11 protein-coding genes and 1 other annotated feature are annotated in these 12,869 nt (G+C 37.3%); of the genes, 3 read left to right on the top strand and 8 right to left on the bottom strand.

From position 1 onward, the window contains the following. Nucleotides 1-178 precede the first annotated feature (178 nt). Nucleotides 179-1,624 carry an MATE family efflux transporter gene (locus U860_RS0123205; protein WP_025150374.1) on the top strand — a complete coding sequence of 482 codons (1,446 nt, stop codon included), beginning with the start codon at nucleotides 179-181 and terminating at the stop codon, nucleotides 1,622-1,624. A gap of 150 nt (nucleotides 1,625-1,774) precedes the next feature. Here the strand turns inward: U860_RS0123205 and U860_RS0123200 are convergent, their stop codons facing one another. The 5 genes from U860_RS0123200 to U860_RS0123180 form a co-directional block, all read right to left on the bottom strand. Further along, nucleotides 1,775-2,710, bottom strand: coding sequence for an ATP-binding cassette domain-containing protein (locus U860_RS0123200; RefSeq protein WP_002170836.1), 936 nt, complete (start codon nucleotides 2,708-2,710; stop codon nucleotides 1,775-1,777). Continuing rightward, complete coding sequence (locus U860_RS0123195) at nucleotides 2,703-3,746, bottom strand: ABC transporter ATP-binding protein (protein ID WP_002170835.1); 1,044 nt, start codon at nucleotides 3,744-3,746, stop codon at nucleotides 2,703-2,705. The genes U860_RS0123200 and U860_RS0123195 overlap by 8 nt, the downstream gene beginning before the upstream one ends. An 18-nt stretch (nucleotides 3,747-3,764) precedes the next feature. Next, nucleotides 3,765-4,781, bottom strand: coding sequence for an oligopeptide ABC transporter permease (gene opp3C / locus U860_RS0123190; RefSeq protein ID WP_025150373.1), 1,017 nt, complete (start codon nucleotides 4,779-4,781; stop codon nucleotides 3,765-3,767). After that, on the bottom strand, nucleotides 4,778-5,707 hold the full coding sequence (gene opp3b / locus U860_RS0123185) for an oligopeptide ABC transporter permease (RefSeq protein WP_000534165.1): 930 nt from the start codon (nucleotides 5,705-5,707) through the stop codon (nucleotides 4,778-4,780). The genes opp3C and opp3b overlap by 4 nt, the downstream gene beginning before the upstream one ends. A gap of 126 nt (nucleotides 5,708-5,833) precedes the next feature. Continuing rightward, entirely contained in the window at nucleotides 5,834-7,489 is a 1,656-nt protein-coding gene (locus U860_RS0123180; protein ID WP_025150372.1) for a peptide ABC transporter substrate-binding protein, read from the bottom strand. A gap of 319 nt (nucleotides 7,490-7,808) precedes the next feature. Between U860_RS0123180 and U860_RS0123175 the strand changes: the two genes are divergently transcribed. Continuing rightward, nucleotides 7,809-8,189, top strand: coding sequence for a DUF3899 domain-containing protein (locus U860_RS0123175; RefSeq protein WP_002170832.1), 381 nt, complete (start codon nucleotides 7,809-7,811; stop codon nucleotides 8,187-8,189). 105 nt (nucleotides 8,190-8,294) lie between these two features. Next, nucleotides 8,295-8,511: a binding site (T-box leader), on the top strand. Nucleotides 8,512-8,585: 74 nt separating this feature from the next. Further along, nucleotides 8,586-9,575: a tryptophan--tRNA ligase gene (gene trpS, locus U860_RS0123170; RefSeq protein ID WP_025150371.1), complete on the top strand. Its 990-nt coding sequence runs from the start codon at nucleotides 8,586-8,588 to the stop codon at nucleotides 9,573-9,575. Between the two features lie 268 nt (nucleotides 9,576-9,843). On the opposite strand, the gene U860_RS0123165 is transcribed toward trpS, so the two are convergent. From U860_RS0123165 to fabF, 3 genes are all read right to left on the bottom strand, one after another. Continuing rightward, nucleotides 9,844-10,590 (bottom strand): YjbA family protein, encoded by a 747-nt coding sequence (locus U860_RS0123165; RefSeq protein ID WP_002170829.1) that lies wholly within the window; start codon nucleotides 10,588-10,590, stop codon nucleotides 9,844-9,846. Between the two features lie 142 nt (nucleotides 10,591-10,732). Further along, nucleotides 10,733-11,524, bottom strand: a complete 792-nt coding sequence (locus U860_RS0123160; RefSeq protein WP_025150370.1) for a DUF2268 domain-containing putative Zn-dependent protease — start codon at nucleotides 11,522-11,524, stop codon at nucleotides 10,733-10,735. Nucleotides 11,525-11,630: 106 nt separating this feature from the next. Continuing rightward, on the bottom strand, nucleotides 11,631-12,869 hold the full coding sequence (fabF, locus tag U860_RS0123155; RefSeq protein WP_025150369.1) for a beta-ketoacyl-ACP synthase II: 1,239 nt from the start codon (nucleotides 12,867-12,869) through the stop codon (nucleotides 11,631-11,633).

Genomic DNA, 12,869 nt, shown 5'->3' with positions numbered 1-12,869 from the left:
TTTATTGCAATCAAGTGTTAAAAATAACAAATTTTATAGTTTTTTAAATTATCAGAGAATAACGAAATTTATATCTCATTATATCTTACGTATAATTATTCTTCTTTTTTGTCATAAAATGAAGGTTCGTTCATATTGAAAATATGTAGGCTAAAATGAGTGCAAAGGATATGAAAGTGTGTTACGATACACTTTGCTAAAAATAGATATCGGTAAAGAGGGGACGGACATGACAGCAATTCGCTCAAAAAACGGGCCAACAGAAAAATTAAGTTTATTCTTATTAACATGGCCTATTTTTCTAGAAGTTTTTCTTTTTATGCTGATGGGGATCGCTGATACTTTCATGTTAAGTGCATTATCAGACGATGCTGTATCTGGGGTTGGTGCAGCAAATCAATACCTCCATATCGCTATTTTAGTACTAGAAGTCATAGGGAATGGCGCAGCTATCGTCGTATCTCAATACCTCGGTTCTAAACGCTTTATGGAAGCATCCAAAATATCAGCATTAGCAGTAACATTAAATTTAGGAGTCGGTCTCGTTATAAGCGCCGGTTTTCTTTTATTTTCAAAACATATGATGATGGCAATGAACTTACAAGGTGATGTATTAACGTACGCGCAAAGTTATTTATCCATCGTCGGGGGAGCCATTTTTCTTCAAGCTATTATTAACTCATTAGCTGCAATTATCCGCGTACACGGCTTCACAAAGCAAGCGATGTTTATTTCACTTGGAATGAATATTATTCATATCGCCGGAAACTACGTACTCATTTTTGGGAAATTCGGTTTCCCTGAACTTGGTGTGCAAGGGGCAGCTATTTCTTCCGCCGTCAGCCGGCTAATCGCACTTATTGTGTTCTTCTGGTTACTGTATCGCGTTATGGAATACCGCGTGAAATTGCAATACTACTTCACTTTATCAAAAGAGTACGTTGGCAAAATTTTAAAGATCGGCATTCCATCTGCATTTGAACAAGTAATGTACCAAGCTTGCCAAATCGTCTTCCTATACTACGCAACATACTTAGGAACAGAATCGTTAGCTGCTAGACAATACGCTACTAACATTTCTATGTTCACTTATTTATTCGCCATTGCTATCGGTATGGGAACAGCTATTATCGTTGGGCGCCTAGTTGGCGGAAATGAAAAGGATGAAGCGTACACACGTGTATGGAAAAGTGTACAATGGGCGATTGGTGTAACTTTATTTATGGTCATTCTCGTTATTACATTCCGCACACAATTAATGGGACTATTTACGGATAATCCCCATATTATCTCTCTAGGGGCAAGCGTTCTTTTACTAAGTGTACTACTTGAAACAGGACGGACGATGAACATCGTCATCATTAATTCCCTTCGTGCAGCTGGTGATGCGAAATATCCAGTTTTAATCGGCGCATTCTCCATGGTGTTAATGAGCTTACCGCTCGGCTACTTTTTCGTCTTTCAATTAGATATGGGTCTCGTTGGTATTTGGCTAGCGATTGCTATCGACGAATGGACTCGGGCGATTATTATGTTCTTCCGTTGGAGAAGTAGAGCGTGGGAAAATTATGCACTTGTTAAACCGGATGAACAAGAGGATAGTGCTTCTGTTCAAGCGCAGTAGAAATCGTTTGATCAAGGGGCATTCATTAGTAAATGAAATTTTTATCGGCGATTCTTTAAATATATCGATTTACCGACTAGAGTTGACAATAGCAACAGAAAATAAAAAAGTAGAGCCACCCTCCTGCAATAGAAGAATGGCTCTACTTTTTTATTGATAGATTTCTTTATATTTCTTATACTCTGCTTCAGAACATAGTACGAAATGTCCTGGGCGAATTTCACGCATTGTTGGTACTTCGCTACCGTATTCATGCTGAGACGGATCGTATACGATACGTTTACGATTGCGCTCATAATCTGGATCTGGAAGCGGAATTGCTGATAATAGTGATTTTGTATATGGATGAATTGGATTCGCATATAACTCTTCACTTGTTGTCAGCTCAACGATTTGACCACGGTACATTACACCAATGCGATCACTAATGTATTTTACCATCGATAAATCATGGGCAATGAATAAGTATGTTAAGCCTTTTTCTCTTTGTAACTGTTTTAGCAAGTTTACAACTTGCGCCTGAATCGATACGTCAAGTGCTGAGATTGGCTCATCGGCAATGATAAATTCAGGTTCTACAGCAAGTGCACGAGCGATACCGATACGTTGACGTTGTCCACCTGAGAATTCATGCGGGAAACGGTTTGCGTGCTCTTTATTTAAACCAACTGTATTTAACAGTTCGTGAACACGGTCCATACGCTCTTTTTTGCTTTTCGCTAATCCGTGAATATCAATACCTTCTGCGATAATATCTCCTACTGTCATACGAGGATTTAATGATGCATATGGATCTTGGAAAATCATTTGCATTTTACGGTTAAATTTCTTCAATTCTGCGCGTGATTTTTTACCATGTACATTTTCACCATCGAACAACACTTCACCAGCAGTTGCATCATATAAACGAATAATCGTTCTTCCAGTTGTCGATTTACCACAACCCGATTCTCCTACAAGACCAAATGTTTCTCCGCGGTAAATATCAAATGAAATATCATTAACCGCTTTGACAACACCACCACTCACGTCAAAGTGCTGCTTTACATTTTTCACTTCAATTAATTTCTCACGTTGTTTAGTCATGTTGTTCACCTGCTTTCATTTGAAGAATGCGTTTTTCAACGACTGCCGGCGGTTTTACTTCTGGAGCTTGCTCATGAAGTAACCAAGTTGCCGCATAGTGTGTATCACTTACTTTAAATAAAGGTGGTTCCATTTCAAAATCAATTTTCAGTGCCTGTGGGTTACGTGGTGCAAAAGCATCACCCTTTGGCGGTTTCAATAAATCTGGAGGCGTTCCAGGAATTGCGTATAGCTCTTCCTCCGAGCCGTCTAAACTTGGCATAGATGCGATTAATCCCCAAGTATACGGATGTTTTGGATTGTAGAAAATTTCATCAACAGTTCCAATTTCAACAACTTTACCAGCGTACATAACCGCAACTCGATCCGCAACGTTTGCCACTACACCTAAGTCATGCGTAATGAAAATGATTGCTGCTTCTGTTTTTTGCTGAATGTCCTTCATAAGCTCTAAAATTTGCGCCTGAATTGTAACGTCTAGCGCTGTTGTCGGCTCATCGGCGATTAATAATTTTGGGTTACAAGCTAACGCCATCGCAATAACTACACGTTGTCTCATACCACCTGAGAATTGGTGAGGGTATTGTTTTAAACGAGCTTCTGGATTTGGAATACCTACAAGATCGATTAATTCTAATGCAACTTTACGTGCATCTGCTTTACTCATCCCTTGGTGTTTAATAAGACCTTCCATAATTTGATTACCAATTGTCATCGTTGGGTTTAATGATGTCATTGGATCTTGGAAAATCATCGCAATATCTTTCCCGCGCACTTGCTGCATTTCTTTTTCTGTTAATTTCGTTAAGTCACGACCTTCAAATACGATTTCACCGTTTTTAATACGTCCAGGAGGATTCGGAATTAATCCCATTAACGCTTTAGAAGTAACTGATTTACCAGAACCAGATTCTCCTACAATCGCTAATGTTTCTCCTTTTTTCAAATCAAAAGTAACGCCGCGTACAGCTTGTACTTCACCTGCATGTGTATCAAAGGAGACTTGTAAATCTTTGACCTCTAACAATGTTTTCATTTTTGCCTCTCCCCTCTTTTACTTACGCATTTTTGGATCTAACGCGTCGCGTAATCCGTCTGCTATTAAGTTGAATGCCAAAATTAATATACTGATTACAACCGCAGGGATGAACATCATATGCGGATACGTTTGAATTGATTTATAACCGTCATTTACAAGAGATCCAAGTGATGCGAATGGTGGCTGAATACCTAAACCGATGAAACTTAAGAACGCTTCGCCAAACACTGCTGTTGGAATTGTAAACATTGTCATTACGATAATTGGTCCCATTACGTTCGGGATTAAGTGTTTCACAATTAATTGTGTATTCGTTGCACCTAATGTACGAGATGCTAATACATATTCTTGGTTTTTTAATTTTAGGATTTGTCCACGAACGATACGCGACATCCCTATCCAACCTGTAATTGCCATCGCGAGTGTAATCGACCAAATACCTGATCCCATAATGATTACCATTAAAATAACGATGATTAAGTATGGAATACCGTTAATAATCTCCATAATACGTTGCATAATATTATCTACTCTGCCGCCGTAGAACGCTGAAATACCTCCATATGCAACCCCAATTACTAAGTCAATCGCCGCTGCTAAAAGAGCGATATATAATGATACACGCGTACCTTCCCATGTTCTTGTCCATAAATCACGACCAAGATCATCTGTACCAAACCAGAAATACTCTTTAATATCACGTTTTTCATATTGGTCCACACCATATTGATCTGTACCGTCAAATGGTAGCCAATGAACATTTTCAATTACAGGAATTTTTGGTGGTAATTTCGCACGACCTAAATCTTGCTCTTTATACGAGTGTTTACTTACCATAGGTCCAAAAATTGCAAGTAATATAATAAGAACTAATAATACTAAACCAAACATTGCACCTTTATGTTGGAACAAACGTCTTCTTACATCTTGCCAAAACGTTAAGCTTGGACGGGCAATGACTTCATTATCAACATTACTTTGATTGGCTGGTTGAAATAAATCTGGAGATAATTTTTGTACATCTTTCATCATTTTTTCCCTCCCGCTAAACGAATACGAGGATCAATAATTCCGTATAAAATATCGACAATGAAAATAACTAAGATGAAGATCGCACTATAGAAAATTGTAGTTCCCATAATAACTGTATAGTCATTCACTGTAATCGATTTAACGAATTGTTCCCCAAGTCCAGGTACAGCGTAAATTTGTTCAATAACTAGTGTCCCTGTAATTAACCCTGCAACCATTGGTCCTAAAATTGTTACAACTGGAATTAACGCGTTACGAAGTGCGTGCTTGATAATGATAACACCTTGGCTAATTCCTTTCGCTTTCGCTGTTAAAATGTAGTCAGCTTGCATAACCTCAATTAACTCTGCACGAGCGAAACGTGCGATTGTTGCAATAACTGCCATCGATAAAGCAATTGTAGGCATTACTGTAAACTCCGGTCCTTTCCAGAATGCTACTGGGAACCAACCAAGTTTTACCCCTACGAAATATTGTAGTAATGCGGCGAATACGAACGATGGTACCGACATCCCGAGTACGGAAATAATTGTCGCCCCATAATCGACCCACGTATTGTTACGAAGTGCCGCAACGATTCCTAAAATTAAACCGATAAATGTTCCTAATATAATCGCTTGTAAACCAAGTTGTGCCGATGGTCCAATACGATCCACAATCATATCTGTTACTGGGCGGTTATCATATTGGAATGATACCCCTAAATCACCTTTTGCTAAGTTACCTAAATAACGTGCATATTGAACTGGCACCGGATCATTTAAACCATATTTTTCAAGAATGATTTCTTTTTGTGCCGGCGATAGTTTCTCCTGGTTTTTAAGCGGAGAACCCGGAAGCAATTTCATCAAGAAGAAAGTCAGTGTAGTAATTAAAAATAATGTCAAAGCCATGTACACGAAACGTTTTAATACATAACGTCCCATAGTCAAGCACCTCCCCGTTTTTCTCAAAAGCAATAAGATAGTTTTAAATATTCTTACTTTTATTTTTTTAAAATAAGAGCATATGCCCATCATAGGCATATACCCTTGTAAACGATGGAAAAAAGATTATTTTTGTTCAACAGATGCCCATTTGTAAGTTAATTTACCACCATAATTAATTGGGATAATATCTTTTACAGCACCTTTTACCACATATGCTGAACCTTTTTGGAAGATCGGAGCAATAACTGCATCCTCTTTAATTAATATTTTCTCTACTTCTAAAAGGTTGTTCCAGCGAGCTTGTAAATCTTTTGTATCTGTTTTTGCTTTTAGAATTAGCTCATCATATTTCGGATTAGAATATCCTGTTTTATTTTGTGAACCATTCGTAACAAACATATCTAAATATGAGATTGGATCTGGGAAGTCTGGAGCCCAAATACCAAACGCCATATCATATTGCTGAGAGTCTTCTAACTTATTTTTTTGCGCGAATGGCTGCTGTTTAATTTTAATCGTTAAACCAGGTAAGTTCTTTTCCATCTCACCTTTTAAGAATTCGCCAATTTTTTTAGCATCTTCATTATCAAAGCTTAAGAATTCTAGTTCGATTTTATCAGTGCCAAGCTCTTTCTTCGCTGTTTCCCAAAGTTTTTTCGCTTCTTTTGAATCCGTTTCAACTAGATTTCCATTTTCAGCACGGAAGTCTTTTTTATTCGGACCTTCAGCGAAATCTTTTCCAACAAATCCGTAAGCACCGATTGCACCGTTGTTTAAAATAACTTTTGCAATGTTATCACGGTCAAAGGACATCGAAATTGCTTTTCTTAAGTTTTTATTACTTAAATACTTATTATTTTGATTAAATCTTAAATAGGCAACTCCAGCTTCTTTTCGTGTTTGGAACTCTGGATTTTGTCTAAACTTATCAACAAATTCCGATGTTAGAACCGCACGATCAATCGCATTTGTCTCATATAAATTTACATCAGTTGATGTGTTTTTTACAATATTGAAATTAATTTCTTCAATTTTAACCGTTTTGTTATCCCAATATGATGGGTTCTTCTTAAATTGGAAGCTTTGTTCATGCTTCCAATCACTCATAACGAATGGCCCGTTATATAATGTTGTATTTGCCTCTAAACCAAACTTATCACCTTGTGATTTCACAAAATTTTCATTTAGTGGGTAAAATACTGGATAAACTGTTAAATCAATAAAGTAAGGAACAGGATTGTCTAATTCCACTTCTAATGTATAATCATCAATCGCTTTTACACCTAATTGGTCAGCTGGCAATTCTCTTTTATGAATTTTTTCTGCATTTTTAATATCGAACATAATGTACGAATACGTCGCTTTTGTATCTGGATTTACTGCTCTTTTCCATGAATACACAAAATCTTTCGCTGTTACAGGTTCCCCATTCGACCATTTCGCATCTTTTCTTAATTTGAATATGTATTTTTTACCATCGTCCAACTTTTGTACATCTTCAGCAACCCCAGGCATTCTCTTTTGATCTTTGCCAGTACGATATAAACCTTCCATCGTATTATTTAATGCTGTTGAAGACGCAGAATCTGACGCTAACGATGCATCCATTGATGGAATTTCAGATAACTCTGTTAAATTAAGAATCTGTTTTCCGTTACTACTACTAGTAGCGGTTTCTTTTCCTTTTGCTTTAGCGTCCTCTTTCTGATAGCTACACGCGCCAAGCAACATACTTGCAGTTAAAGTTGATGCAAGTAATAACGGTATCTTTTTCTTCATGTTGTGTTGCCTCCCCTAATTGCACTTCCTGTACCCTCACTTGTAAAAAAGTAGAATTGAAAGAATAATCTCCAAGTTTCTACAATTTTCATTATACATATAATGTGACGATTGTGAATATAGTTTTTTGTTTTTTTGTTAAAATTTTTAATAAAATGCTAATATTTTTATTTTTTTGTAAAGGGATAAGTTAACATTGATACCATCATCTTGAAATTAGACCTTCAATTGTGTATAATTTTCAAAAAATTATTTATATTACTTATTATAACTTTTATAGTATAATAATTCTAGTAATATTTTGACGGAGGGGAATATTTTGAATAAAGTTTTTTTTCATACTTGTATACTATTTTTTGTAGCGATAATCGCTTCTAGTGTTGGCGCATTCCTCGTTTCTTCTCAATTTTTGTTGAATTTTGTCAACATCTCATTCTATATCGCATTGTTTTTTATTCTTATAGGTGGTTTTTTATTCATATTTCAAAATGGATTTTTTAACGTAACAATTTACGCATTCCAAAGAGTATTTGGTACGAATAAAAAAATCGACTCTTTAATTGAAGAAGCAGAGGAACCTATCGATAAGAAAGAACGTATTTATAAAACATATTCATTCAAATGGACGTATCCGATTTGTATTACTGGTATCGTGCTTGGGTTGTTCTCGACTCTCATTAGCTTTACTATTTTGATGTAGTTTGCAAACACTATTCCATATGATATAATAATCAGCAAAACATTTTGTTATAAAACTTTAGTTCTTTCATATTAAAAGGGCTCAGTTAAAAATAAATAAATTTATATGTATGCGATGATAAAGAAGAGTACATATTGAAGCAATTTCAGAGAGCTTGTGGCTGGTGTGAACAAGTAATTGCACAATATGGAATGGGCTTTTGAGCACCAAACCGAACCGAGAGTAGTAGGCTTTGGCGTTATATCCAGACGTTATTATGGATCTGAGAGATTTCACAGCTGTGAAATAATTAGGGTGGTACCGCGGTCCATTCGTCCCTATGGAATTTGGGATGAATGGGCTTTTTTGTATGCCTTCTCTTCCCCATCACACATTCAATTTTAGGAGGAATTACTTATGTCAGTTATCTTTTCTGGTATTCAGCCAAGCGGAACGATTACACTTGGAAACTATTTAGGGGCTATGAAGCAATTTACAGAGCTTCAAAACGAACACGACTGCTATTTCTGTATCGTAAACCAACATGCAATTACAGTACCTCAAGACCCTGTACAACTTCGCAAAAACATCCGCAGTCTTGCTGCGCTATATGTTGCATGCGGCATCGATCCTGAAAAAGCTACTTTATTTGTACAATCAGAAGTACCAGCACACGCTCAGCTAGGATGGATTATGCAATCTGTTGCATACGTTGGAGAATTAGAACGTATGACACAGTATAAAGATAAATCTTCTGGAAGAGATTCAGTTCCAGCAGGATTACTTACGTATCCACCATTAATGGCTGCTGATATTTTACTTTATAACACAGAAATCGTACCAGTTGGTGACGACCAAAAGCAACATATCGAATTAACACGTGATCTAGCAGAGCGTTTCAACAAACGTTACCGTGAAATCTTCACAATGCCTGAAATTCGTATTCCAAAAGTAGGAGCTCGCGTTATGTCATTAACAGAACCTACGAAAAAAATGAGTAAATCTGATCCGAATCCAAAATCAATGATCAGTATGCTTGATGAGCCAAAAACAATCGAAAAGAAAATTAAAAGTGCCGTAACTGACTCTGAAGGTATCGTTAAATTTGATAAAGAAAACAAACCTGGAATTTCTAACTTATTAACAATTTACTCTTCATTCTCTGGCAAAACAGTTGAAGAAATAGAAGCAATGTACGATGGAAAAGGATACGGCGACTTCAAAGGTGAACTAGCACAAGTAGTTGTGGAAGCAATTCGTCCAATCCAAGACAAATATAACGAACTAATCAACTCCCCAGAACTAGACGAAATTCTAGACAAAGGTGCCGAAAAAGCAAACCGAGTTGCATTCAAACAACTACGCAAAGTAGAAAACGCAATGGGACTAAGCAGAAAACGTAGATAATATATAAAGCGGAGGCGGCTCGTTCAGAATGTGAGAGGGATGGAGCGCCTTCCTGCGAGGCGTTTTTTGCCTCGCAGGAAGGCGCGAAACCACCGAACATTCTTGCCGCCGGAGCTGGATTTCATTATAAAGCGGAAGCGTCTCGTTCAGCTCTGATTAGCTAAGAACCTTTCGCATAAAAGGCACTTTTTGCCTTCTTATGCGAAAGGTTCTTAGACACGAAGAGCTTGCCGACTCCATATAAAAAAAACCGCCAATTGGCGGTTTTTTAATTTACCTTCTGCTCATTTTCCATTTCCCATAACTTTTCAAAAAACGGCTGCCCTTTCACTAAGCGCTCACATAATTGCTCGTGCTTCTCGGACCATCCCGCTTTCGCTTCATCATAAAGCTTAGCCCAAACATCTTCAAACTCCATATGTTGGACCATTCCGTACGCTGATGGATCCCACTCTGTGAACCAATAGCGAATTTCAGCTGGATTTTTCGTTGTATGTAATTGATCTAACGCCATAAATAATAATTGTTTTAACTGTCGTTCTTTACGAGTTAGGCCGTTCATGATGAAAGGCGACGGCGATAAAATGTGATGTTCTTTTTCAATTTTTTCCACTTGGAACTCATACTTTTCTGCCTGCACATTTTCTACCATCTCATATACCATCTGTTCTTGACGAGGTATAAGCCTACTTTTTCTAATTGGCACATTATAGCCGATTGAATCAATCGCAATAATTCCTTTTCCATCTGTAACAACAAAACAATACTCTTGTTGCAAACGTTCGTGATTTTTACGAATATAAGCCTTATGATGTACGTCTTCCAATAATTTTTGCGGAAGCTCTAACAATTCGTTCTCGATGTAATGATATAATGTAGAATCTACTTTTAATAATGGCACTTGATCTAATAGCTCAATCGTATCATCTTTCCGCCATTCGTAAAAATGACAAACGTTATACCCATTCTCTTCACCTTCAAACCAATTTACCCATACATCATGCAGATATAACATTCTCTACCCCTCACTTCACTACTGTTTGTACCAATCATTATGTTCATTTTTGCTTAACTTTATTCCACTTGAGGAAATATATTCTAATTATTATTTTTTCTTCTATAATGTTAAAAAAACAGGAGATACAGCTCCTGCTTTTTCATGAAACATGAAATGTATTTGCTTTACTCAATATTTCTTTCGCATCTATAGATAATAAAGAAAGTGTATCTTCTCCTTCAAACGCTACACAATCTTTTACAATATAAAATCCAAGTGCATAGCCAAGCATTCTCGGGTAGGAATGAAGTCCATTTAATAAAATGTCATGCTCCTTTGTTCCTCGTTTTATGCTTATTCTTTCTTGTACAACGTTTTGCCAATAATAAATCGCTTCTTCTTTTGAAAGATACGTCGTCCACGGTGCATTATTTTTTTCTGTATATCTTTCCGTTACTGCCTGCTCAGCTAATCCTTCCATAATCATCGTATCAAGTAATGTATATTCCGTTTCTTTCGTCTCAATTTGATGTAACCTGCATATGTGGTGATATTCATGTGCCAATAACACTTTTAATTCTTCCACCGAATTCCGTCCACATACGAATAAAAAAATAACGTGGCGCATAGATAAGCCAGCCTTCCCGTTATACTCTTCTTGTACAGTTCGATTATAGGAATCTGATAACAAAATAAAGATAGGGACATCTGGCCCTTTTAGCCAACTTTTCAATTTTTCATACTCCATGCTAAGTTCTTTCCAAATTTCTTTTTTCTCTAATTCTTTAATTTCCTGTTCTCCCCGCATTACTGGGCGATACATACCTTTAGAGATTAAAAAGCGATACAGCCTCTCTTTTGACAATGGAATATACTTCGTAAATTTCTCACAAAGCTTTTCTGGACGTCCATAATATAGATGTAACCACTCAGCTGTTTCAATAACCCCCATCTTTATCCCTCCTTTTTCTTATGTATATGCAAAAGGAGAAAAAGGCGTAAAAATAAATAAGGTGTTTTTTCGCAATATGTTACGAAAAAACACCTTATTTCATCTATTATTTATACGATTTAAATACTAATACTGCGTTATGACCACCGAATCCTAGTGAGTTACTTAATACTGTGTTTACTTCTTGTTGTCTCGCTTTATTCGGTACGTAATCTAAATCGCAAGCTGGATCTGGCGTTTCATAGTTAATCGTCGGAGGAATCACTCCGTCTGTAATTGTTTTAATAGAGAAGATCGCTTCAACAGCACCAGCCGCTCCTAATAAGTGACCTGTCATTGATTTCGTCGAGCTAATTGCTACTTTATATGCATGCTCACCGAAAGTTTCTTTAATTGCCATCGTTTCATACTTTTCATTTGCATCTGTACTTGTACCATGTGCATTAATGTAATCAATATCTTCTGGCTCTAGACCTGCATCAGCTAAAGCTTGACGCATCGCACGAACTCCACCTTCACCGCCAGGAGCAGGCATTGTAATATGGAACGCATCACCAGTTGCACCGTAACCAGCGATTTCCGCATAAATGTGAGCACCACGTGCTAATGCGTGCTCTAATTCTTCAAGAATAAGAATTCCTGATCCTTCACCCATTACGAAACCGCTACGGTTTTTATCGAACGGACGGCAAGCCGTTGCTGGATCTTCATTAAATGTTAATGCTTTCGCTGAACAAAATCCAGCGAATGCCATACTTGTTAACGGTGCTTCTGCTCCCCCCGTTATCATTGCATCGGCATCACCGCGCTGAATGGCTTTAAATGCATCACCAATTGAGTTTGCCCCAGATGCACAAGCTGTTACAGAGCAAGTATTAATTCCTTTCGCTCCTGTAGCAATTGATACTTGACCTGCTGCCATATCTGGAATCATCATTGGTACGAAAAATGGACTCACACGGCGCGGACCTTTTTCAGTAAAAATCTTAAATTGTTCTTCGTATGTTTCCATACCACCAATACCAGAACCTACCCATACACCAATGCGTGGGGCATTTTCTTCTGTAATTTCAAGCTTCGCATCTGCAACTGCCATTTTCGCTGCTGCTACTGCATATTGCGTAAAACGGTCCATACGGCGAGCTTCTTTTTTATCCATATATTTTTCGACTTCAAAGTCGTTAATTTCTGCTGCTACTTTTGCTGGAAACAGTTCTGGATCTATTCTTGTAAGTCTTCCAATTCCAGATACACCATTTTTAATGTTTTCCCAAGCTGTTTCAACATCTGTTCCGATCGGTGTAACAGCACCTAATCCCGTAATTACGACCCTCTTTTTTTCCAT

Origin of the sequence: Bacillus sp. H1a, assembly GCF_000633475.1 — a bacterium.
Taxonomy (GTDB): domain Bacteria; phylum Bacillota; class Bacilli; order Bacillales; family Bacillaceae_G; genus Bacillus_A; species Bacillus_A paramycoides.
The sequence above is the reverse complement of the archived record's forward strand: the minus strand, read 5'-3'. Positions and strand labels throughout refer to the sequence as shown.